Genomic DNA, 22,157 nt, shown 5'->3' on the forward strand with positions numbered 1-22,157 from the left:
GGGCGCTTCCAGGCCCAGGCCGAGGGTCAGAATCTGGGTGCCGTCCATGCCATGCCTCCTGTCATCGTGGAGGCTCTATCGTGGCTCAACGACGGGGGCGAATTCCACACCCGACGACGAAGAGCCTGTTTTTATCTTCTTTCTGAATGACTCCTCGGAGTCCTTTACAGCGTTCACTACTGTTTCATTGTGCCCAGAATAATAAACTATTACATTCTCTGGAAGGGTAACGTTGCCGATTTGTTTTTTTCCAGTTCTGCTCTCGTCGATATAAAACAACCCGTCGCGCCATTCTATTATAGTTGCTTTGCCTTCAATTTCATAAGAGATTTTGTAATTAAAGTTTGACTGCGGAGATTCCTTCCCGCCATAGATGTTTCGAAAAATCTTTACTATAGCTTCTATGAGATTTGATTTCCCACTTCCATTCCTTCCTACAAAAATATCCATGAATTCTTCTTCATCGAAAACAATTTCAAAATCTTTTAGGTTTTTGTAATTTTCAATATATATCTTCTTGAATCTCATGATTTTATTTATCCCCTGATGCTTTTCTCACAATTCCATTTGCCAGCTCTTCTTTAAGCTTCTCCAATGAATGTAATTTTTTTCTTATCGCCTCACATAGAAAAAGCATGTTTTCTACAGCTTTACAGATACGCACCTGCTCATCGAATGGTGGTAACGGGGTAAGGAGCTGGTTGATTTGACTTCTGGAAACATTTTTCATTGAGTGACTTGTTCCACCAGCAACGCTTGAATAATATTCTCTGGCATATTGGCTATTGTTGAATATGTTGACATATGGTTGGTGAATGTATTTCGAGAAGACCACTCTTATTATTTTATCACTCAGCATTAGCTTTTCTGGGGTGGTTGTTGGTACAACGACAGAACGAGCAACGAGATCTGCTGTATTGGCCCTGGATATCAAGAAATCACTGGGCCTTACTTCGAGTTCAGCCCGTGGCGCTAAGTTTTTTGGTAATCCTTTGTTTTCATCGGGCTTGAAATTTCCCCAAGAAACGGCGCTAACTTTCAATACGCCCCAATTACCTTCGCTGCGCGGTCCGTTGTTGCATTGAGGGCTCCAGCCGGACTCTGAATATAATGTGATATTTTCTAGCCTACACCATTTCCAACGTCCTGGAATTTTGAAAGGTACAATTTCTTCCTGTGACTCTGGTGCCACTTTCGACTTCTTGATCTTGCCTTCATTTACCAGCCTAGCCTTTTCCTCAGCGATGCGATCCAGCAATACGATGGCGGGCTCGTCATTGGGGTCCTGCTCCACCAACCGCCCCATCACCGCCAGCTGGAGGATGGTCTGCTTGAGCTTGTCGATGCTGGCTTCGGTGGTGAAGAGAGTATCAAAATGCTCGGAAATGCGAGCCCAGTTCTCGACCACTTCGGCGGCGTCGGTGGAGCGGGTGAGAGAGCCTTCGGCGGGTTTGAATAAAGAGCCTAGAAGAGTATCGACCAGCACCTCATGGGCTTCCAGTTGGTCGCCGACCTGCTGCTCCAGTCGGTCGCAGAGGGCCATTAGCTCGTCGATTTTTTCGACGATACGCTGTTGCTCTTTCGGCGGAGGAAACGGTAAAACTAGCTCTTCCATTTTGGCCTTCGTCATGTGAGTCATAGCGATGCCACTTCCGGAAGATTTAATTTCCTCAGTTACAGCTTTCAGATAATTATAGAGAAAATGCTTACTGGTGTATAAGTGATCATATAGCTCGAGCTTCCAGATGTGGTAATGGTAGATGGCTTTTCCGCCATCCCAGATAAAGGGGCCAAATGATGCTGACCAAGCATAGATCAGGTCGCCATGGTCGATATATTTGTCATCCTCAAGCTGCAAGTCTGAGTAGTACCACTCATTGGAAGTGAAGAGATTTCCAACCCGCAGCAGTGGGGTGCCTTCTTGAAGCATTTCATGCTTCTTGTAGGCTCGGCCATTTATAACTCGAAGAACATCGGACAGCCTTGCCCATTGCCAGCCTTCCGGCAGCTCAAACGGCTTCTCTTCCTCCGTGATTTCCGGCAGCTTCTTGGGCTTCTTGATCTTCCCTTCCTTGACCAGCCTCGCCTTCTCCTCGGCGATGCGCTCCAGCAACACGCCGGCGGGTTCGTCGCTGGGGTCCTGCTCCACCAGCTTGCCGCGCACGGCGAGCTCCAGAATCAGCTCGCGCAGCTTCTTGATGCCGGTGAGTTCGATCTTTCCATGGCGACCTCTTCCCGCCGTCGATCGGGTGGTAACGGCGCCGGACCAGAGATCCAAGTGGTCGATTAGCAATCCCGATACATCGGCACTGCCGATTTCCCCAGCGCTGGTCAGCTTTGACTCGCGCACGTTCATGCCCGGCCCTCCTGTCCAGCATGACCCAGCGCATCGCCGAGGATCTGCTTGAGCTGGTCGCGCAGCTCCTGGATCTCGGCCTGCTGCTGGGCGTACTTCGCCAGCAGCTCGTCGGGGTCGTGGCTGATCTGCTCGCCCTGGTGGGGGTTCTTGATATCCAGGTTGTAGTTGCGCGCCTGGATCTCCTCGATGCCCACCCTCCAGGCCTGCTCGGTTTCCTCGCGGGCGGCGAAGCCGTCGCGCTCGTCGCCCCACCAGTCGATCTCGGTGGCGAATTCCTCGACCTTCATCGGCCGAGTCTTGCTGTAGTTCTTCACGCCTTCGGGGTAGGGGTGCTCGTAGTACCACACGGCCTCGGTGGGCCGGCCCTTAGTGAAGAACAGCAGGTTGGTCTTGATGCCGGTGTAGGGGTTGAACACGCCGTTGGGCAGCCGAACGATGGTGTGCAGGTTGCACTCGGTCAGCAGCTTCTCCTTGAGGCGGCTCTTCATGCCCTCGCCGAACAGAAAGCCGTCCGGTAGCACCACGGCGGCGCGGCCGTGCTCCTTGAGCAGGTGGATGAACAGCGTCAGGAAAAGATCGGCGGTCTCGCGGGTGCGGAAGGCCTGGGGGAAGTTGGTCTCGATGCCGTCCTCCTCCATGCCGCCGAAGGGCGGGTTGGCGATGATGACGTCGACCCGCTCGCGGGGCCCCCAACTGATCAGCGGGCGCGCCAGGGTATTGTCGTGCTTGATCTGGCTGGGCACCTCGATGCCGTGAAGGATCAGGTTGGTGGTGGCCAGCAGGTGGGGCAGCGGTTTCTTCTCCACTCCGTGGATGCTGCGCTGCAGAGTCTGCTCGTCCTCCGGGGTCTTCACGTAGCGGGCGCGCTTGTGCTCGATGGTGCAGGTGAGAAAGCCGCCGGTGCCGCAGGCCGGGTCCATCACGATCTCGTCGAGCGTCGGGTCCACGCGGTTGACCATGAACTCGGTGACCGCGCGCGGGGTGTAGAACTCCCCAGCGTTGCCGGCGCTCTGCAGGTCCTTGAGGATCTGCTCGTACATGTCGCCGAGCTGGTGGCGGTCATCCTGGGTGTTGAAGTCGATGCCGTCCTGCAGCTTGTTGATGACCTGGCGCATCAGCTGGCCGGACTTCATGTAGTTGTAGGCGTCCTCGAAGACGTTGCGGATCACCACGCCACGGGTGTCGTCGCCGCGGGGCTGCAGCTGCTGCAGGCCTGGGAACAGCATGGTGTCGACGAAGTCCTTGAGCTCGTCGCCGGTCATGCCCTCGGGGTCGGCGGCCCAGCGGCGCCAGCGCAGCGGCTCGGGGATCGGCGAGCGGTAGTCCTCATTGAACATCTCCCACTCCTGCTCCCGGTCGTCGAAGATCTTCAGGAACAGCATCCAGACGAGCTGGCCGATACGCTGGGCGTCGCCGTCGACGCCCACGTCCTTGCGCATGATGTCCTGGATGGACTTGATGGTGCTGCTGATGCTCATGGGAGTGTCGATTCCTTGCGATTCGGGGTGGATGCCGGACTATCCACAGGGGCTGGGCCGGCATCGGGTGTGGATAACGCTTGGCAGCTTGGTAACGAGAAGCCACAGGATAACGCTCAGCCGCGGGTCTGGTAGAGGGCGTCTTCCAGTTCGTGCACGGCGCGGGTATAGCCGGGCTTGCCGCCGAAGGCTTTCACCAGCTCCATGGGCGCGCCGATGGCGCTGAAGGGGGCCAGGGTGAGCACCTTGGGGTCCTCGATGGGCTCTATCCCTGAGTCGGCGTACTTGTCGACCAGGGATTCCAGCACCTGGCGGGCCTGGCCTTCATAGCGAGTGAAGATGTCGCGCTTCTTCACCTGCTCGGCGCGCTCGCGGCGGGTCAGCGGCGGGCGGTCGAAGGCGATGTGGCAGATCACATCGAAGGGGTCGGGCTCGTCGCCCCAGGTCTTGCGAAGCTCGGCCGCCAGTTCCTCCCAAAGCACGCCCTGTTCGGCCAGCTCGTCGAGGATCGCCTGCTTGCGCTCGGCGTCGTACCAGCGGCGCAGGAAGTCATCCAGGGAGGCGAACTGCTCCTTTACCTTCTTGCGGGTGTAGTCGCGCAGGCTCTCGGTGATCAGCTTGCCGTCCAGGCCCAGGTACTGCACCCGCTCGGCGACTACGCTGACCTCCACGTCGTCGACCACGTACCTCACCCGCTTGCCGGGGCCTTCGTCGTCGCTGAGGCTATTGCCACCGAAGACGTCGTCGCTCTGCCAGATGGCGCCTTCCTCAAGTTCGTAGCCGGCTAGGTCCTCTTCGACGCCTTCCGCCTGGGTGTCGGCGAGCGACCCGGCGCTGTCGCCATGTGCCACCTCGTCATCGGCCAGTTCGTCGTCCGGCACGACGGGGTCGTCGCCCCTGGGCTGGTAGACCTTCACCGGATCGCCGTCGAAGTCCGGGTCGGCGAACAGCTCGGTGGCCTTCTTGAAGTCGAGGATGGTGAACCAGTGCTTGTGGTAGTCGTCGTTGATGCGGGTGCCGCGGCCGATGATCTGCTTGAACTCGGTCATCGACTGGATGCGCTGGTCGAGCACGATCAGCTTGCAGGTCTGGGCGTCGACGCCGGTGGTCATCAGCTTGCTGGTGGTGGCAATTACCGGGTAGCGCGCCTCCGGGTTGATGAAGTTGTCGAGTTCGGCCTTGCCTTCGTTCTCGTCGCCGGTGATGCGCATCACGTACTTGCGGTTCTCGGCCACGCGCCTGGGGTTGAGGTTGACCAGCGCCTGGCGCATGCGCTCGGCGTGGTCGATGTCCTCGCAGAAGACGATGGCCTTCTGGAAGGGGTCGCTGCCCTCCAGAAACTCTGTGATCTTGCGCGCCACCAGCTCGGTGCGTTTCTCCAGCACCAGGTGCCTGTCGAAATCCTTCTGGTTGTAGATGCGGTCCTCGATCTCCTGGCCGAGCTTGTCCACCTGGCCCTTACTGGGCCGCCAGCCCTGCAGGTCGCGGTCGATATCCACCCTCACCACCTTGTAGGGGGCGAGGAAGCCGTCCTCGATACCCTGCTTGAGGGAGTAGGTGTAGACCGGCTCGCCGAAGTAATCGATGTTGGAGACCTCTTTCGTCTCCTTGGGCGTGGCGGTCAGTCCGATATGGGTAGCCGAGGAGAAGTATTCGAGGATCGAGCGCCAGGCGGAATCCACCGCTGCGCTGCCGCGGTGGCATTCGTCGATGACGATCAGGTCGAAGAAGTCCGGCGAGAACTGCTTGTAGATGTTCTGAGATTCCTCGCTGCCGGTCACCGCCTGGTAGAGCGAGAGGTAGAGCTCGTAGGACTTGTCCACCGTACGGTTCGTGACCTTGGTCATGGCCTGGCCGAACGGCTTGAAGTCGTTGTTCTTGGTCTGGTCGACCAGGATGTTGCGGTCCGCGAGGAAGAGGATCCGCTTCTTCTGCTTGGCCTTCCACAGCCGCCAGATGATCTGGAAGGCGGTGAAGGTCTTGCCGGTACCGGTGGCCATCACCAGCAGGATGCGGTCCTGGCCGCGGGCCACCGCCTCGACGGCGCGGTTGATGGCGATGCGCTGGTAGTAGCGCGGGCTGCGGCCGCTGCCGTCATCGTAGTAGGGCTGCTCTACCACCGGGCGCTGGGCCGGGCCGATGCCCTTGTAACGGCAGTAGCGCACCCAGAGTTCATCGGGGGAGGGGAAGTCGTCGAGGTCGAGCTCGGTCTCGGTCTGCCCGCCCAGGCCGGTGCGGTCGTGGAACAGGAAGCCATCACCATTGCTTGAGAACACGAAGGGCACGTCCAGGGCGTCGCTGTAGGCCAGCGCCTGCTGCATGCCGTCGCCGAGGCCGTGCTTGTTGTCCTTGGCCTCGATCACCGCGATGGGCTGGTGCTTCTGGTAGCTGAGCAGGTAATCGGCGCGGCGCCGCTTGCCGCGAGTGTGCAGCCGCCCGCGCACGATGATGCGCCCGGCGGTGAACGACACCTCCTCGCGCACCTGCACCTGGATGTCCCAGCCGGCGCGCTCCAGCGCCGGGGTGATGAACTTGGTGCAGATATCCCGTTCGCTGAGGGCCTTCTTGTCCATGGCAGCATCCTGCTGGTCGATGGCGGGGCGAGTGTTGGTTACCCAAGCTTACGGTATTGCCTGTTCGTTAGCACGGTGGGTCAGGGAGAGCCTGACCGATGACGTTGGCGGAATGTCAGCCGCGTGTTGGAGTTGCCACCGGTAAAGTTGCTGAACAACCCCGGACCGAGCACCCCCTGGTTGATCTCGCTGGTGCTGTGTCCGGGTTAGTGGCGTGAGCGTGGGGTCTGCTTTCAGACGACAGCGCCGCGGCATATGCCGCACCGCTGTCATGGTGGTGGCAGAAGGAATTGGACGCCTCAGCGCCAGGAGGGGCCGCTCATCACCTCTGGCAGCCAGGTCGCGATCATCGGGAACGCCAGCACCAGGGCTAGCACCACCAGCTGGCAGGCGATGAAGGGCATCACCCCGCGGTACATGTGCCGCAGGGTTACCTCCGGCGGCGTGATGGCCCGCAGGTAGAAGATCGCCGGCGCCAGGGGCGGCGTCAGGTAGCTGGTCTGCAGCACCACGAGGAAGGCCACGCAGAACCAGATCTCGTCGAAGCCCAGCATCCGCACGATCGGCATGGCGACCGGCACGATGATCAGCACCACCGAGATCAGGTCGAGCACGAAGCCGGCAATGAAGGCGATGAGCAGGATCAGACCCAGGATCATCCAGGGGCTCAGGCCGGTATCCATCAGCATCGACTGTACCGTGGCCAGGCCGCCCGAGGCGAAGAAGACCCCGGCGAACATGCTGCCACCCAGCACGATCAGCAGGATCATCGCCGAGATGTTCATGGTCTTGATCGCCGCGTGCCACAGCACCCCGGCGTTGAGGTTTCGATAGGCCAGCGCCAGCATCACCGAGCCCAGCGCCCCGCAGGCCGCCGCCTCGGTGGGCGTGGCGATGCCCATCAGAATGGTGCCCAGCACGGTGAAGATCAGCGCCATGGTCGGCACCAGGGCCACCAGTGTGATGCGCAGCCGCTCCGGCCATTCGACCGCGGCCTCGTTCTCCTCCACCCGCGGTGCCATCTCCGGCTTCAGATAGGCCACGCCGATGATGTAGACCAGGAACATCACCGCCATCAGGAAACCAGGGATCAGCAGGCCGCTGAACAGCGCCCCCACCGACACACCGGCCACCGGACCCAGCACCACCACGGTGATGGAGGGCGGGATCGCGGTTCCCAGGGAGCCGCTGGCACAGATGGTGCCGGACATCAGGCTCTTGCTGTAGTGGTGCTTGAGCATCACCGGGATCGCCAGCATGCCGATGACCGCCTCGGTGGCCCCCACCACGCCGCTGGAAGCGGCGAACAGGGCGCCCATGACGATGGCCCCTACGCCAAGCCCGCCGGGCAGACGATGGGTCCACATGTGGATGGCCCCGAACAGCCGCTCGGCGATCCCCGAGCGTTCGAGCATCGCCCCCATGAAGATGAACAGCGGCACTGCTGCGAGGATCGAGTTGGAGGCGGTGTCCTCGATCTTGGTCAGCAGCTGGTAGGCGGCAACGTCTCCGAACTGGATCATGCCGAACAGGGTCGCCACCACGATCATCGAGAAGGCGATGGGGAAGCCGGAGATGATGAAGGCCATCAGCGCCGGGAACATCAGCAGGGCCAGGTAGCTGCTCATTCCTCGCCCTCCATGTTCGGTGTATGGCCGATCAGCAGTGCCAGGGACTTGATCAGCTCTGCCAGCACCTGCAGAGCCAGCAGCGCGAAGCCCACGAACCACACGGTGAAGATCGGCCACACTACCGGGTTCCAGGCCGAACGGCCGGAGCGCTCCTGCCCCTGGAAGGCGGTGAGGGCGTATTTCGACAGCTCCCAGACCAGCCATACCAGCACAGGCAGAAAGATTAGGTAGCCGATGGTGCGCACCAGGGCGTTGGCCCGAGAGCTCAGCTTCAGGCTCACCAGGTCCACGCTGACGTGCTGGCCGATCCGCAGGGCGTTGGATACGCCCAGCATGAAGATGGCGCCCATCACCATGTAGCTGATCTCGAACGCCCACATCGTGGGGCGCCCGATCACATAGCGACTGAAGACCTCGACAACCAGGGCACCGATCAGGGGGAAGATCAGCAGCGCGCCGATCCACCCGGAAAAGCGGGTCAGGGATTCAATACTCTTGATCAGGACGTTCATGTGTCAGGTTCCGATTGCCTGGAAACGGCAAGGGCCCCGGCCGACCCTCCTGGAGCGTCGGCCGGGGCCCGGGATGGCTGTCGCGGGCGCAGGCGGGGTTCTTGTCCGCCTACGCCACCACAAGCCCCGGGATCAGCGGCCGATGCCGCCCATCGGGAGGCGGTACTCCGACCAGCTGCTCATCGCGTCCTTGAAGTCGCGCTGGGACTCAAGCACGCGGGCGAACCACTCGTTCTCCGCCGCGTACTCGTCTTCCCACTTCACGGTCTCTTCGTAGATGGTGTCGATGAACGACTGCTCCAGACGGACGATCTCGTTGGGACCGTCGACCAGCTCCTGGTAGGCATCCAGATCGGCGAACGAGCTGGCCAGCCAGGTCTCGAACACGGTCAGCTTGCCTGCCAGGCGCAGCAGGTCCTGTTCCTCCGCGGTCAGCTCGTTCCAGGCGGATTCGTTGACCTGGCACTCGAGGAAGCCGCCGGACTGGTGAACGCCGGGGATGATCACGTACTGGGCCACTTCCTGGAAGCCGGTGGGCCGGTTCATTTCAGGGCTGCCCCATTCGGCGGCGTCGATCACGCCTCGCTCAAGTGCGCTGTAGATGTCGCCGCCGGCCATGACAACGGTGGAGGCACCAAGACGCGCCGCCAGTTCCGCCCATGCACCGGAAGTGCGCAGGCGCAGGCCCTGGAAGTCTTCCAGCGTCTCCACCTTCTTGTTGGAGTGCAGGAAGATCTCGGTACCGAGGATCGCACAGGGGAAGGCCACCACGTCGAAGACGTCGCGGCGGAAGGCTTCATAGAGCTCGACGCCGCCGCCCTCGTACATCCACAGCATGAACTCCTCCGGCGTCAGGCCGCTGGAGTGACCGGCCAGCAGCGCCGCGGTGGGGTCGGTGCCGTAGTCGTAGTTGATGTAGTTGTGGCTGATCTGGGCCACGCCGGCCTTGACGGTGTTGGTAACGCGTAATGCACCGCCCAGGGTGCCGCCGGGGAACACCTCGATCTCGATGCCGCCGCCGGTCAGCTGGTTCACCCGGTCGGCGTAGAGCTTTGCGTCGCGCTCCAGCCAAGGGCCGCCGCTCCAGGGCGTGGCCATGCGCCAGTTCTTGTCGGCAGCCTCTGCCACGGCCGAGGCCGAAGCCAGCCCCATGGCCAGGCCTACAGAGACGGCGATTCGGTTGAGTTTATGCATTGTAGTCGCACCCTTGTCATGGCCGAGAAGCCTGCGGCGATGCTCGGCCGTTATTGTTTAAATTTATCCACCATTACTTTAATCGCAGCTGGAGCCAGAGTTTTGCCCGGGACTGAGCATGAATATGCCGAGGCTAGGGAGATCGCGACCGCCCAGGGCGAATCGCACTGAATAGAGCATGCAAGGAAGAGGCCAAGGAGGTTGTTGCGGTGGTAATGAGAGCGTTGCGACGCCCATGGACTGCCCGGGCCGGTACGCATGAATGGGTGGATGGTGCCACTTATGGCGTGGTTCTCCTCCCTTTCCTATCTTGAATCCAGGCCACGGCCTTGAAGAACGGCGGTGCGCTCGGGGCCGCAGCAAGGAGATCGGCAAAGGAGAGTATCCTCATGTCTCAACCTACGCAGCGCCTGGTCCTGCTGTTCGATGGCACCTGGAACGATCCCCAGGATCGCACCAACGTCTACCGGCTGGCGCAGGATATCCAGGATTACGACGAGCAGAGCATTCGCCAGCGCTTCTACTACGAGCCGGGGGTGGGCACGCGGCAGTGGGAGCGATTCGTCGGCGGGGTGTTCGGCATGGGGCTGAGCCGCAACCTGCAGAACGGCTACGATTGGCTGGTTCGCCACTACGTGGAGAACACGCAGCTGTTCGTCTTCGGCTTCAGCCGGGGTGCCTACACGGCGCGCAGTCTCGTGGGTATGATCCGCAAATGTGGGCTGCTGCGGGTTTCCACCCCCTCCCTGCTGAAGAAGGCCGAATCGCTCTATCGCGACAAGGCATTGGCGCCAAACGATGCGCGATGTTGCGAATTTCGTGACCGTTACAGCCGCGAGATCGACATCCACTTCATCGGGGTCTGGGATACCGTGGGTGCGCTGGGGATTCCCGGCACCAGCTTTTCGGAGCACGGCCGCTTCGCGTGGCACGATACCGAGCTGTCATCCATTGTGCGGCGAGCCTACCAGGCAGTAGCGCTGGATGAGCATCGCAAGGCCTACGACATCGCCCTGTGGACCCACACCAGCGGCAAGAAGAAGCCCAGTCAGGAGGAGGTAGAGCAGCGCTGGTTCATCGGCGCCCATTCCAATGTGGGCGGCGGCTACCGCATGGAGGATGGGAAGTTCGATCCGCTGGCTACGCTGGGCTATGAATGGATTTGCGAGAAGGCACACGAGGCCGGGCTTGCGCTGCGGATGCCCGTGTCCTTGCCCGATGCCCACCGGAAGGACCCGGTGGATTCCTACCAGGATTTCTTGAAGGGGTTATACCGCCACTATCACGCCCTGCGAGATCGGGGCGGTGACGGCCGTCACTACCGCCACCATGCTCAGGATCACAACGGTAACCCCGCGATTGGCATGACCGTCGACCCCTCGGTGTGGCGCCGCTGGCGGGAAGACAGCAGCTACCGTCCGCCGACCCTGGTACGAGCGGGCTGCGTACCTCCGGATATTTCCTGAGCGGTATGGGCTTGGCCTTGTAAGACCTGTCTGGGTCAATAAAACCTTCGTGTAGTGCTGTTAGCATAAAAGAAGTCGCATCCTGATCTGGTCAGCTCCGCGCAGAAGGCCCTCACCTGGCTTCTTTTTTCAATGCTATTAGGGGGCGCACTCATGCCCAAGTCTACCGAAAGAACCTCTGACCTGAGGCCGTTGCCGGCACTGGCGGCGGTCGTGGTCGGCGTGGTGGTGTGGCTGCTGCCACAGCCGGCTGCTGTGTCCGATCAGGGATGGCTGATGCTGGCCATGTTCATCGGCACCATTGCCGCCATCATCGGCAAGGCAATGCCGATCGGTGCGATCTCGATTATTGCTATCTCGATGGTGGCCGCCTCGGGCGTGACCAGCGACAATCCTGGCAGGGCCATTGCCGATGCCCTGGGCAGCTTTACCAGCCCGCTGATCTGGCTCATCGCAATTGCCATCATGATATCCCGCGGCCTGATCAAGACGGGACTGGGCGCGCGCATCGGCTACTACTTCATCTCGATCTTCGGCAAACGAACTCTGGGCATCGGCTACGCGCTGGCCCTCTCGGAATTGACGATCGCCCCGGTGACTCCCAGCAACACTGCCCGCGGGGGTGGCATCATTCACCCCATCATGCTGTCGATTGCCCACAGCTTCGGTTCTACTCCCGAGAACAACAATACCGGGAAAATCGGCAAGTATCTGGCGCTGGTGAACTACCACGCGAACCCGATTACCTCGGCCATGTTTATTACCGCCACGGCGCCTAACCCGCTGACGGTCAAACTGATTGCCGATGCCACGGGAGCGGCGATCACGCTGAGCTGGACCACCTGGGCGCTGGCCATGCTGCTGCCGGGCCTGGTGGCGATTGCGCTGATGCCGCTGGTGCTCTATGTGCTCTATCCGCCCGAGATCAAGAAGACCGATGATGCGACCATCTTTGCTCGTCAGAAGCTGGCTGACCTGGGCCGGGTAACGCGGGACGAGAAGATCATGCTCGGCGTTTTCATGACCCTGCTGTTGCTGTGGGCCGATGTGCCCATGTGGCTGTTCGGCGAAGGCTTCCAGCTCAACCCCACCACTACGGCCTTCATTGGCTTGTCCATTCTGCTGTTGACCGGTGTGCTGACCTGGCAGGATGTGCTGAGTGAGAAAAGTGCCTGGGATACGCTGTTGTGGTTCGGTGCGCTGGTCATGATGGCTTCCCAGCTCAACCAGCTCGGCGTTATTGACTGGTTCTCCTTCACCATTCAGGGCCTGATTACCCAAACGGGAATAGGATGGGCTGGGGCAAGTGCGGTGTTGGTGCTGGTGTTCCTCTACTCTCACTATTTTTTCGCCAGCACCACGGCGCATATTACCGCCATGATGGGGGCATTCCTGACGGTCGGGCTTGCCATGGGCGCGCCGGCGATGCCGTTCGTGCTCATGATGGCAGCGGCCTCTTCGATCATGATGACGCTGACGCACTATGCCACCGGTACGTCGCCTGTCATTTTCGGCTCCCGCTATGTCGACCTGGGCGAGTGGTGGCGAGCTGGCTTCATCATGAGCGTGGTCAACCTTACGGTATGGGTCGTGGTGGGCGGTCTCTGGTGGAAGCTTCTCGGCTATTGGTGAGGAGGCTCCCACTATGTTGCAGGTGCCCTGCTGATCGCCACTGCCGGCCTGATCGGGGCGGAGTCTTGAGTTGTAAGGATCACCAGGAGTGAGCATGACTGAAACCCCCTATGCGAAGACCCTGAGCGCCCTGGATGCGCTGCATGCGCAGGATCCGCGCAGCGCGGAAGTGGAGGGTGAGCCCGTGCCCCGTGAGCTTTGGCATGCGGGGCGCATGAGTGCCTGGCTGGAGCGGCTGCATGAGCGCCCCGACGCGCTAATGCAGCTGGCGGTGCGCGGGCAGCACCTGCAGCGCTGGACCGTGCCGCGCAGCGACTATCCGGAAGGACGGGTGGGCTATCTGACCTGGCGGCGTGACCAGGGACAGCGCGCCGGCGAGACCACCGCCGGACTGATGCGCGAGGCGGGCTTTGATGATGCGTCGGCCGAGGCGGTGCTGCGAATGATCCGCAAGCAGGGCCTGGGACGAGACCCGGGTGCCCAGGCGGTGGAAGACTGCGCCTGCCTGGTGTTCCTGGAGAACTATTTTGCGGATTTTTCGAAACAAATCGACCACGACCACCTGATTCGCATCGTGCAGATGACCTGGAAGAAGATGTCGCCTCGGGCCCATGAGCTGGCGCTTGGCCTGCCCATGGGCGATGAGGCGCGTAGGCTGGTAGAGGAAGCGCTGGGGAGTTAAGCCTGCCCCACCAGCCGGGCGCTGTACCAGGCGATCATGCGTTCCTCGTCGGTGGGAATGACCCAGGCACCAACGCGGCTGCCGGCGGTGCTGATCCGGCTGGCATCATGGCGATTGGCCTCGGGGTCGAGTTCGAGGCCCAGCCACTCGCACCCGCGGCAGATGGCTTCGCGCACCGGGCCCGCGCGTTCGCCGATGCCGGCGGTGAAGACGAGCTGGTCGAGCCCGCCCAGGGCGGCCGCCAGGCTGCCGATCTCCCGCACGGCGCGATAGGCGTAGAGTTCCACCGCTTCGCGGGCCTCTTCCGCGGGACTGTCGAGCAGCTCACGCATGTCACCGCTGATACCGGACACGCCCAGGAGGCCGGAGCGTTTGTAGAGCAGCTCGGTGACCTCCTCGACGCTCATGCCCTCCTGCTGGATCAGGTGCAAGACAAGCCCGGGGTCGAGGTTGCCGCTGCGGGTGCCCATGGGCATGCCCTCGATGGCGGTGAAGCCCATGGTGGAGGCCACGCTTGTGCCGTTGCGGATGGCGCACAGGCTGGCGCCGTTGCCCAGGTGGGCGACGATCACTCGCTCGCGAGGGGCATCGCCCAGGTGGTGGGGCAGTACCTGATTGATGTAGTAGTAGGATAAGCCGTGAAAGCCGTAGCGGATCAGGCCGCGCGCGGTCATTTCGCGGGGCAGGGCGAACTGCCGAGCCACCTCCGGCTGGTCAGCGTGGAAGGCGGTGTCGAAGCAGGCCACCTGGGGCAACTCGGGGTAGCGCTCGGCTAGCGGCGCCACCGGGGCCAGGCAGAAGGGCTGGTGAAGCGGTGCCAGGGATTCGAACCCTCTCAGCGTGGCGGTGATCTCGGGCGTGAGCACTACCGGACGGTGGTACGCGCGTCCGCCGTGCACCACCCGGTGACCCACTACCGCGAGCGACAGGTTCGGGAGATCGTCGAGCCAGCTCAGGAGCCGCGCGGTGGCGCCTGGCAACTCGAGTTGCTCGGGCAGCTCGCCCATATCGACTTCCATGGGAGTGCCCTCGCCATCCTGGAGCGTCAATTTGGGCGTTCCGCCGTTCAGCCCTGAAAACTTGCCGCGATAGCGAGGCGACAGGGTATCGAGGGCGTCGGCACCCGCCAGCGGGTAGAGGGCAAATTTCAGGCTGGATGAGCCGCTGTTCAGGGTCAGGATATGGCTCATCTCAAACTCCTTGTTCGGGCACGGGCAGACCCTTGAGCTTCTGGTAGTCGGCCACCAGCAGAGCCAGGGCACAGGAGGCCATGCGTGTGATGGCTTCGTCGGCACGGCTGGTCAGGATGATGGGTACCCGGGCACCCAGCACCAGGCCGGCGCCGGTGGCATCGGCCAGGTAGGTCAGCTGCTTCATCAGCATGTTGGCGGATTCCAGGTCCGGGGCGACCAGGATGTCTGCGCGGCCGGCGACGGGTGAGTCGATGCCCTTGGTGCGCGCGGCGCTTACCGAGATGGCGTTGTCGAAGGCCAGCGGACCGTCCAGGGTGCCGCCCTTGATCTGGCCGCGGTCGGCCATCTTGCACAGGGCGGCGGCATCCAGGGTGGAGGGGATCTTGGGGGTGATGGTTTCCACCGCAGAGAGAATGGCTACCTTGGGGTCGTGATTGCCCAGGGCATGTGCCAGCTCAATGGCGTTGCAGATGATGTCGTGTTTCTGGTCGAGGCTGGGGGAGATGTTGATGGCGGCGTCGGTGATGAACAGCGGCCGCGGGTAGGTCGGCACGTCGAAGGCCATCACGTGGCTGATGCAGCGCTCGGTGCGCAGGCCGCCGTCGCGCTTGAGCACCTCGTGCATCAGCTCGTCGGTGTGCAGAGCCCCCTTCATGATGGCCTCGGCGCGCCCTTCCCGTACCAGGGCCACGGCACGCTCCGCAGCGGCGTGGCTATGGGGGACGTCGATGACCTCGAATTCGCTGATGTCGAGCTGGGCGGAGTCGGCCGTGGCGCGAATCTTCGCCTCGGGCCCGACCAGCAGGGGAATGATCAAGCCCTGGTGGGCGGCGGCCACGGCGCCGGTCAACGAGACATCATCCACCGGGTGTACGACGGCGACGGTAATGGCCGGCGGGTGGTCGGCGGCGGAGAGGATCTCGTGCAGGCGGCCGCGCTCTGCCAGTCGCACCGTCGGCATCACGGTGCGGGGCCGGCGGATCTTCTCCGTGGGCGCCATCACTCGGGCCTCGCCTTCGATCACCGCCTTGCCCTTCTGGTTTTCGCAGTGGCAGTCCAGGGTGATCTGTGAGCGGGCTTCGTCCTTGGCGGTGACGCGAACGCTGACCTTGAGCACGTCGCCCAGGGCGACCGGCGCTCGGAAGCTCAGCGTCTGGCCCAGATAGATGGTGCCGGGGCCAGGCAGTTGGGTGCCAAGCACCGTGGAGATCAGCGCTCCGCCCCACATGCCATGGGCGATGACTTCCTGGAAGCGAGAACTGCGTGCGAAATCGTCGTCCACATGGGCCGGGTTGACGTCCCCGGACATGATGGCGAACAGCTTGATGTCGTCCAGGGTCAGACGTTTCTCGAGGTGTGCCTCGTCGCCTACCTGAATTTCGTCGAAGGTGCGGTTCTCGATATAGCGGTCGTCGTTATGGTCATCCATGTCGGCAGCTCCGATGGTGAGTACTGCAATGCAGCAAATTCAGTCTCCATCATAGCCTGTAAAAAGTTACCGTGCGTTGACTGCCAGGGCGTTGCACGAAGCTCAGCGTTTGTGATTAGAGGATCCTGCCATGAGGGCTGCAGAGCGGGGGGTGGAAAAGTCGGTCTCGGAGCCTGGGGCAAGACAGCAGGCTGACGGGCCATGGCGACATGGCCCGTCAGCGTCGTTGGGTAGCTGTTGCTCGGTCAGGGAATCAGGATGCGGGCAGATTCCAGGTAGATCTCACCGTTGCTGGGCACGGAGCTGCGTCAAAGTGTGACCACGAGGGCCTGCTCGGCTTCGCAGGGCTTGCCGTGACGCAGGCTCAGGCGTCTCTCGGTCAGGCTCATCACCACGCCGAACAGTGTCTCCATGCGCTCCTCTTCGGGCTGGGCGGGGTTGAAGTGGCGGCAGATCGATAGCGGTTCGCCGTGGTGGTCGCTGAGAATCTCGAACAGCTTGCTTTCGCCGATCTCGCCCTGTGTGGGCAGGGATTCGTGCAGCAGTTCGTCCAGACGCGCCAGGCGCGGACGTGAGTCGGGGCGGGGGAAGTCCTCCACCTGATTGGCGTCGGCGTAGAGGTGATTGGTGTGGGTAACTACGCCACCCTCGGCCTCGAGACGTCCCGGCTCGCCGGGGTGCACCTCCAGCCCCACGGCTTGGCCCTTTGCGTCAGCCACCAGGAAATGGGCCGGAGAGCAGACTCGGTCGCGGGTGGCCACGGCTACCGCGCTTTCCAGGTCAGGGCTCTCCAGGATCTTGCGCAGCGCCACGTGGATCGGGAGACCCTCCCCGCAGGTCTGCGAACGAATCGCGTTGAGACAGACGCCAATGCCCTTGGCGTTCATGCCGATCTTGGCCACCATGCCGGCCTCGCCGACGCTGATCAGCGGGGCGTGGTCCTGCCCGCTGATCTTGAGCACGACCACGTTGTGCAGCTGGTCGGTGCGCCAGTCCCAGTTCTGGGCCAGCCACTGGGTGCCGCCACGCGCCAGGGCAAAGGCAGAGCAGCCGCCGCTGGCGCGGGTCAGTGAGATTTCGCTGCGGCAGTTGAGGGTGAGGATGTCGATGGGCTCCACCCCGGCACCCTCGGCGATGGCGTCCATTTCCTCGAGAATCTCGGGAAAGCCACGTTCGATCATCCTGCCAAAGCGCTCTGCCTCGACGCGGGCGTCGGCCCAACGGATGCCCACGAAATCGTGGAACAAGCGGTCATAGACCTCGAGGCTGCGCTGGATCAGCCTGGCATGGGTTCTGCCGTGGGCCAGGCCGATCTCGTGGCGACTGCCGGTTAGCTCGGTGACGGAGAGCAACGCCTGCCGCATGGTTACAAGGCCTCTTCCAGCAGTTCGAGAAAGGCGGCCCAGGACTTCGCGTCCGCGCGCTCTCGGTAGGCGTCGCTGCCGAATACCGTGAAGGCGTGGGGCGCGCCAGAGTAAACCTGAATCTCGTAGGTCGCCTCGGCCGCCTCAAGCTCCTCGGCCAGGGTGGCCACCTGGCTCATGGGGATGGCGCTGTCGGCGCCGCCGTGGGCGATCAGGATCGGGCCTACGTCTTCCGGCCACTGCTGACCCTCCGGGGTGGCCAGGCCGCCATGGAAGCTGGCATAGCCGTGTACGCTTTCTGCTTCGCCGGAGCGGGCCAGCTCCAGAACCACGGCGCCCCCGAAGCAGTAGCCCATCAACACACTGGCCTCGGCGCTGCCCTGGGCGCGGGCCTCGGCCAGGCCGGCGAGCGTCAGGGCGCGCATGCGTTCACGATCCTCGTAAAGGCGGGCGGTCTCGGTGCGCTTCTTCTCGACTTCCTGAGGGCGGTTACCCTGGCCATAGAGATCCACGGCAAAGGCGTCATAGCCCTGCTCGGCGAGCATATCGGCGCGTTGGCGCTCGTAGTCGTCCAGCCCGTCCCAATCGTGGATGATCAGCACGCTGCCGCGGGCTTCTCCCTCGGCGCTGGCCAGATAACCCTCGAAGGCCTCGCCGTTCACGTCGTAGACGATGTCCTGTCCGGCGGGGGTGAAAGCGTGGGCGCTTCCGGCAGCGAGGCCGAAGGCGGCAAGTGCCAACGTGATGGAAACCAGGCGGGTGGAGACCAGGTGGGTGGGGGTCGGTAGGCGCATGGCAGTTTCTCTTGTCGGGAGCAGAGGGCCTTCAGTATAGGCAGAAGGGGTGCGCTTTTTGCCAGTTCCCGTGGTCGTATAATGAGATGTGCCTCAGCGTTGGCAGGCGAGGCTTGAGTTTTGCGCGCACGGCTTCCAGATTGTGAAGGTGATATTTCGCCCCTAACACTCGCCACACTCATCAGGAACAAGAATATGAAGAAGAGCATATTAGCGATGGCGGTAGCGGCCTCCGCACTGGCACTGACCGGTGCTGCCCAGGCCGAGGTGAAACTGGGCTTTCTCGGAGGCTTCACTGGCGGCATCGAGAGCCTGACGCCGCCTATCTATGATGGCGCCCAACTGGCCGTTCAGCAGGTCAACGAGCAGGGCGGCATTCTCGGGGGTCAGACACTGGTCATCCCCAACGCCGACACCACCTGCTCGGATGCCTCTGCGGCCTCCAACGCGGCCGATCGCATGGTCAACACCGAGCAGGTGACCGCCATTGTCGGCGCGCTGTGCACCGGGGCGACCATCGCGGCGGCCAATAACGCGGGTATACCCGGCGGTGTGGTAATGGTTTCTCCCGCCTCCACGGCACCCGCGGTCAGTGAGCTGGACGACAACGACCTGGTGTTCCGCACCGTGCCTTCGGATGCCTTCCAGGGTGAGCTGCTGGCCAAGCTGCTGCTCGACAAGGGCATCGACTTCGTGGTGGTAACCTATGTCAACAACGACTACGGCCGCGGTCTGTCGGATGCCTTCGGCGAGGCCTTCGAGGCCGGCGGCGGCACCGTGGCCGACAACCTGGCCCACGAGGACAACCGCGCCGACTATCGCTCCGAACTTGGGGCGCTCTCCGCCAGCGGCGCTGACACTCTGGTCGTGCTCGCCTATGCCGATACTTCCGGCCAGACGGTGCTGCGCCAGGCCTACGAGAGTGGCATGTTTACCCAATACGTCGGCGCCGATGGCATGGTGGGCGACAGCCTGGTCGAGGCGATCGGCGCCGATGTGCTGGAGGGCATGATCGCCACACGCCCCGGTAGCCCCGAACTGCCGGGCACCGACATTTTCAACGCGGCGGCCGAGGCGGCTGGTTTTGACCCCAGTGCGGTGTTTGCTGCCCAGGCCTACGATGCGGCCTTCCTGCTGGCTCTGGCCATCGAGCAGAACGGTAGCGCCGAGCGCGAAGGGCTCTCCGCGGCGCTGCGCAGCGTCGCCACTGAGCCCGGTGAAGTGATCCTGCCCGGCGAGTGGGAGAAGGCCGTAGAGCTGATTGCTGCCGGTACCGAGATTAACTACGAGGGCGCCTCCGGCACCCATGAGTTCGACGCTAACGGCGACGTGCCGGGCGTGGTGGTCGAGATGGTGGTAGAAGACGGCAGCTTCGTCAGCAAAGGCATCGTCAACCCCTGATTGCGGGGCATCAAGACATGACCAGAAGGCAATAGCGAAAGAAGGCCTCGGCGGAAAACCCGCCGAGGCCTTTTCGGTGACAGTCCGTTTGTCGAACGTGCTCGCTACCCGTGGTGCTTGACCTTCTCGGGCAGCAGCCCCTTGGGGGCGAAGCGAAGCACTAGGGTGATCAGCAGGCCTATCACGAACACCCGAGCCTGCAGGGCGCGGCTGTCCATGTTGGACGGTGCATCCCAACCGAAGGCCCCCTCTCCGATACTCACCGCCAGCTGCATCAGGAATAGCGCAAGCGGCTCGGACATGATCCAGATGATGTAGACCGCCACGGCGCCGAAGATGGTGCCCAGGTTGTTGCCCGGCCCGCCCAGAATCACCATCACCAGCACCAGGAAGGTGTGGTTGAGCGGGAGGTAACCCTGGGGGTCGAAGAGACTGTTGAAGGTGGTCAGGGCGCCGCCCCCGATGCCTATCAGGATGCAGCCCAGCACGAAGATTTCCAGGCGGCGGCGGTTGATGTCCTTGCCCATGGCGGCGGCGGAGGTCTCGTTGTCGCGGATGGCGCGGATCATGCGGCCCCATGGGGCGTGGTAGGCGCGGTGCAGCAGGAAGAAGATGACGGCGATGATGGCCGCTGTGACCGATAGATAGATGGCCCGGGAGAGGGTAAAGCCCAGCTCTGCCGGTCCCGGCGTGGGCCAGGGAAGCGGCGAGACCGTGGCGGTGCCACGGGTCAGCCAGTCGGAGTTCTTGAGAAACGCCTTGATGATCTCGGCGATGCCCAGAGTGGCGATGGCCAGGTAGTCGCTGCGCAGACCCAGGCAGATATGGCCGATGAAGTAGCCCACGACACCGGCCAGTGCGCCGCCGACGATCCAGCCCGTCCAGGCCGGCAGGCCCAGGCCCCCGACGAAGCCGGCGCGGGATTGGATCTCGTCGGTGACCTCGCGCAGCAAGCTGATCACCACCAGGTAGAGCACCACCCCCAGCACCACGGCGATAACAGTGCGCAGGGTTCTGGGTACCCCCAGGCGGTCGAGCCGCGTGGCACCGAAAACCACCAGGGCGGCCGCCGCGCCATAGAGCAGCACGCGCGCGAGCTCCCCGGGCAGTTCCGTGCCCCAGAAGGCGTCGTTGACCGGTACGCTGAAGAACATGGCGCAAAAGCCGCCCAGGGCGACGAAGCCCATCACGCCGGCGTTGAACTGCCCGGCGTAGCCCCACTGGATGGTCAGGCCCAGCGCCAGGATGGCGTAACAGGCGGCCTCGACCAGCATGCGGGTACTATAGGCAGCGCCCATCATCGCGTACACGCCGAGGATGGCCACCAGCAGGAGGGTAAACAGGATCACCTCGCGCAAGGGAAAGCGTGACGGGGTATCCACCAGGTCCTCGCGGTGCTTGTCGTGTGTGCTCATCAGATCACCTTCCCCTTGAAGATACCGGTGGGGCGCCACACCAGGATGGCGACCAGGATGAAGAAGGGCACCACGATCTTGTATTCGGTGCCGACGAAGGCCAGGTTGCCGGCCTGGGCGAGCCACTCGGGCAGGCTGTCACGGAAGGGTCGCAGCAGCACTGCCCAGTTGAATACCGCCAGGGTTTCGGCAAAGCCCACCACGAAGCCGCCGGCGATGGCGCCGTAAGGATGCCCAACGCCGCCGACGATGGCGGCGGCGAAAATCGGCAGCAGCAGGAAGAAACTGAGGTCGGGCTTGAAGGTCACGTCCAGCGACAGCAGGGTGCCGGCGATGGCGGCCAAGCCGCCGGCAATCACCCAGGTCACGGCGACGATGGTGTTGGTATTGATGCCGGAGGCGCGGGCAAGGTCAGGGTTGTCCGACATGGCGCGCATCGCCTTGCCCAGCCGCGAGCGGTTGAGGAAGAGGTGCAGGCCGATCACGCAGGCGATGGTGAGCACCAGGAGGATGATCTGCGGCTCGGTAATCACGATCGGCGCACGGACTCCCTCGAAGGGCAGGGCGAGGCGGTAGATCTCCTTGCGCTCGCCGGCCATATAAAGGTTCTGGCCGCTGGTGCCGGCGAACAGGCGAATCAGCCCCTGCAGCATCAGGGTGACGCCCAGTGAGCCAATCACGATGACAATGGGCTTGACCCCGTGGGCTCGCAGCGGTTTGTAAAAGGCCTTGTCGATGCCCACCGCCAGCAGCGCGGTGAGCACCATGGCCAGCGGCAACATGACGACCGGCGTGGGCAGCCCCACGACCGACCCAACCCCCGGAAATGCCGCGGTGAGCAGCAGCACCATAAAGGCGCCGAAGGTCATCATGTCGGCATGGGCGAAGTGGGCAAAGCGCATGATGCTGAACACCAGCGTCACGCCCACCGCGCCAATGGCGTAGATCGAGCCGGTTACGCTGCCGGCGACCACGACGTTATTGATGAAGAACACCAGTTCATTCACGACAGATCTCTCCCGTTCCCGGTGGCG

General features: G+C 62.6%; 17 protein-coding genes. 4 read left to right on the top strand and 13 right to left on the bottom strand.

The window, feature by feature from the left end:
- Positions 1–75: 75 nt before the first annotated feature.
- From ACFODV_RS07895 to ACFODV_RS07925, 7 genes are all read right to left on the bottom strand, one after another.
- The gene (locus ACFODV_RS07895; RefSeq protein WP_379757273.1) at positions 76–528 is read right to left on the bottom strand and encodes an AAA family ATPase; all 453 of its coding nucleotides are present in this window, start codon (positions 526–528) and stop codon (positions 76–78) included.
- 4 nt (positions 529–532) lie between these two features.
- Complete coding sequence (locus ACFODV_RS07900; RefSeq protein ID WP_379757276.1) at positions 533–2,356, bottom strand: restriction endonuclease subunit S; 1,824 nt, start codon at positions 2,354–2,356, stop codon at positions 533–535.
- The gene (locus ACFODV_RS07905; RefSeq protein ID WP_379757279.1) at positions 2,353–3,837 is read right to left on the bottom strand and encodes a type I restriction-modification system subunit M; all 1,485 of its coding nucleotides are present in this window, start codon (positions 3,835–3,837) and stop codon (positions 2,353–2,355) included. The genes ACFODV_RS07900 and ACFODV_RS07905 overlap by 4 nt, the downstream gene beginning before the upstream one ends.
- A gap of 116 nt (positions 3,838–3,953) precedes the next feature.
- The gene (gene hsdR / locus ACFODV_RS07910; protein ID WP_379757282.1) at positions 3,954–6,410 is read right to left on the bottom strand and encodes an EcoAI/FtnUII family type I restriction enzme subunit R; all 2,457 of its coding nucleotides are present in this window, start codon (positions 6,408–6,410) and stop codon (positions 3,954–3,956) included.
- A gap of 299 nt (positions 6,411–6,709) precedes the next feature.
- Positions 6,710–8,038 (bottom strand): TRAP transporter large permease, encoded by a 1,329-nt coding sequence (locus ACFODV_RS07915; RefSeq protein ID WP_379757285.1) that lies wholly within the window; start codon positions 8,036–8,038, stop codon positions 6,710–6,712.
- Entirely contained in the window at positions 8,035–8,553 is a 519-nt protein-coding gene (locus ACFODV_RS07920; protein ID WP_379757288.1) for a TRAP transporter small permease subunit, read from the bottom strand. Before ACFODV_RS07920 ends, ACFODV_RS07915 begins: the two co-directional genes overlap by 4 nt.
- Before the next feature lie 132 nt (positions 8,554–8,685).
- Entirely contained in the window at positions 8,686–9,747 is a 1,062-nt protein-coding gene (locus tag ACFODV_RS07925; protein WP_379757291.1) for a C4-dicarboxylate ABC transporter substrate-binding protein, read from the bottom strand.
- Positions 9,748–10,136: 389 nt separating this feature from the next.
- Here ACFODV_RS07925 and ACFODV_RS07930 point away from each other — a divergent pair, with 389 nt between their 5' ends.
- From ACFODV_RS07930 to ACFODV_RS07940, 3 genes are all read left to right on the top strand, one after another.
- Positions 10,137–11,213 carry a DUF2235 domain-containing protein gene (locus tag ACFODV_RS07930; RefSeq protein WP_379757294.1) on the top strand — a complete coding sequence of 359 codons (1,077 nt, stop codon included), beginning with the start codon at positions 10,137–10,139 and terminating at the stop codon, positions 11,211–11,213.
- A 153-nt stretch (positions 11,214–11,366) separates the two neighbouring features.
- Positions 11,367–12,845: a DASS family sodium-coupled anion symporter gene (locus tag ACFODV_RS07935; protein ID WP_379757297.1), complete on the top strand. Its 1,479-nt coding sequence runs from the start codon at positions 11,367–11,369 to the stop codon at positions 12,843–12,845.
- Between the two features lie 94 nt (positions 12,846–12,939).
- On the top strand, positions 12,940–13,527 hold the full coding sequence (locus ACFODV_RS07940) for a DUF4202 domain-containing protein (protein ID WP_379757300.1): 588 nt from the start codon (positions 12,940–12,942) through the stop codon (positions 13,525–13,527).
- Here ACFODV_RS07940 and ACFODV_RS07945 read toward each other — a convergent pair.
- From ACFODV_RS07945 to ACFODV_RS07960, 4 genes are all read right to left on the bottom strand, one after another.
- On the bottom strand, positions 13,524–14,717 hold the full coding sequence (locus ACFODV_RS07945; protein ID WP_379757303.1) for an acetate/propionate family kinase: 1,194 nt from the start codon (positions 14,715–14,717) through the stop codon (positions 13,524–13,526). The two genes, ACFODV_RS07940 and ACFODV_RS07945, sit on opposite strands and share 4 nt — an antisense overlap.
- A gap of 1 nt (position 14,718) precedes the next feature.
- Positions 14,719–16,149: a bifunctional enoyl-CoA hydratase/phosphate acetyltransferase gene (locus ACFODV_RS07950; RefSeq protein WP_379757306.1), complete on the bottom strand. Its 1,431-nt coding sequence runs from the start codon at positions 16,147–16,149 to the stop codon at positions 14,719–14,721.
- 308 nt (positions 16,150–16,457) lie between these two features.
- Positions 16,458–17,513, bottom strand: a complete 1,056-nt coding sequence (locus ACFODV_RS07955) for a C45 family autoproteolytic acyltransferase/hydolase (RefSeq protein ID WP_379757309.1) — start codon at positions 17,511–17,513, stop codon at positions 16,458–16,460.
- Positions 17,514–17,515: 2 nt separating this feature from the next.
- The gene (locus ACFODV_RS07960) at positions 17,516–18,307 is read right to left on the bottom strand and encodes a dienelactone hydrolase family protein (RefSeq protein ID WP_379757312.1); all 792 of its coding nucleotides are present in this window, start codon (positions 18,305–18,307) and stop codon (positions 17,516–17,518) included.
- A gap of 195 nt (positions 18,308–18,502) precedes the next feature.
- Here ACFODV_RS07960 and ACFODV_RS07965 point away from each other — a divergent pair, with 195 nt between their 5' ends.
- Positions 18,503–19,708 (top strand): ABC transporter substrate-binding protein, encoded by a 1,206-nt coding sequence (locus ACFODV_RS07965; protein ID WP_379757315.1) that lies wholly within the window; start codon positions 18,503–18,505, stop codon positions 19,706–19,708.
- Between the two features lie 104 nt (positions 19,709–19,812).
- Here ACFODV_RS07965 and ACFODV_RS07970 read toward each other — a convergent pair whose 3' ends face one another.
- Both ACFODV_RS07970 and ACFODV_RS07975 read right to left on the bottom strand, forming a co-directional pair.
- Positions 19,813–21,123, bottom strand: coding sequence for a branched-chain amino acid ABC transporter permease (locus ACFODV_RS07970; RefSeq protein WP_379757318.1), 1,311 nt, complete (start codon positions 21,121–21,123; stop codon positions 19,813–19,815).
- A complete protein-coding gene (locus tag ACFODV_RS07975) occupies positions 21,123–22,130 on the bottom strand; it encodes a branched-chain amino acid ABC transporter permease (RefSeq protein ID WP_379757321.1) in 1,008 nt (335 codons plus the stop codon). Before ACFODV_RS07975 ends, ACFODV_RS07970 begins: the two co-directional genes overlap by 1 nt.
- Positions 22,131–22,157 lie beyond the last annotated feature (27 nt).

It is taken from the genome of Halomonas tibetensis (genome assembly GCF_042643535.1).
Taxonomy (GTDB): Bacteria; Pseudomonadota; Gammaproteobacteria; order Pseudomonadales; family Halomonadaceae; genus Halomonas; species Halomonas tibetensis.

What these genes read in the sequence shown, in the direction of transcription:
- hsdR (WP_379757282.1), bottom strand. Translation starts at nt 6,410, where the DNA reads ATGGACAAGAAGGCCCTCAGCGAACGGGATATCTGCACCAAGTTCATC.
- ACFODV_RS07895 (WP_379757273.1), bottom strand. Translation starts at nt 528, where the DNA reads ATGAGATTCAAGAAGATATATATTGAAAATTACAAAAACCTAAAAGAT.
- ACFODV_RS07915 (WP_379757285.1), bottom strand. Translation starts at nt 8,038, where the DNA reads ATGAGCAGCTACCTGGCCCTGCTGATGTTCCCGGCGCTGATGGCCTTC.
- ACFODV_RS07955 (WP_379757309.1), bottom strand. Translation starts at nt 17,513, where the DNA reads ATGCGGCAGGCGTTGCTCTCCGTCACCGAGCTAACCGGCAGTCGCCAC.
- ACFODV_RS07970 (WP_379757318.1), bottom strand. Translation starts at nt 21,123, where the DNA reads ATGAGCACACACGACAAGCACCGCGAGGACCTGGTGGATACCCCGTCA.
- ACFODV_RS07905 (WP_379757279.1), bottom strand. Translation starts at nt 3,837, where the DNA reads ATGAGCATCAGCAGCACCATCAAGTCCATCCAGGACATCATGCGCAAG.
- ACFODV_RS07945 (WP_379757303.1), bottom strand. Translation starts at nt 14,717, where the DNA reads ATGAGCCATATCCTGACCCTGAACAGCGGCTCATCCAGCCTGAAATTT.
- ACFODV_RS07960 (WP_379757312.1), bottom strand. Translation starts at nt 18,307, where the DNA reads ATGCGCCTACCGACCCCCACCCACCTGGTCTCCACCCGCCTGGTTTCC.
- ACFODV_RS07920 (WP_379757288.1), bottom strand. Translation starts at nt 8,553, where the DNA reads ATGAACGTCCTGATCAAGAGTATTGAATCCCTGACCCGCTTTTCCGGG.
- ACFODV_RS07930 (WP_379757294.1), top strand. Translation starts at nt 10,137, where the DNA reads ATGTCTCAACCTACGCAGCGCCTGGTCCTGCTGTTCGATGGCACCTGG.
- ACFODV_RS07900 (WP_379757276.1), bottom strand. Translation starts at nt 2,356, where the DNA reads ATGAACGTGCGCGAGTCAAAGCTGACCAGCGCTGGGGAAATCGGCAGT.
- ACFODV_RS07925 (WP_379757291.1), bottom strand. Translation starts at nt 9,747, where the DNA reads ATGCATAAACTCAACCGAATCGCCGTCTCTGTAGGCCTGGCCATGGGG.
- ACFODV_RS07965 (WP_379757315.1), top strand. Translation starts at nt 18,503, where the DNA reads ATGAAGAAGAGCATATTAGCGATGGCGGTAGCGGCCTCCGCACTGGCA.
- ACFODV_RS07935 (WP_379757297.1), top strand. Translation starts at nt 11,367, where the DNA reads ATGCCCAAGTCTACCGAAAGAACCTCTGACCTGAGGCCGTTGCCGGCA.
- ACFODV_RS07940 (WP_379757300.1), top strand. Translation starts at nt 12,940, where the DNA reads ATGACTGAAACCCCCTATGCGAAGACCCTGAGCGCCCTGGATGCGCTG.
- ACFODV_RS07950 (WP_379757306.1), bottom strand. Translation starts at nt 16,149, where the DNA reads ATGGATGACCATAACGACGACCGCTATATCGAGAACCGCACCTTCGAC.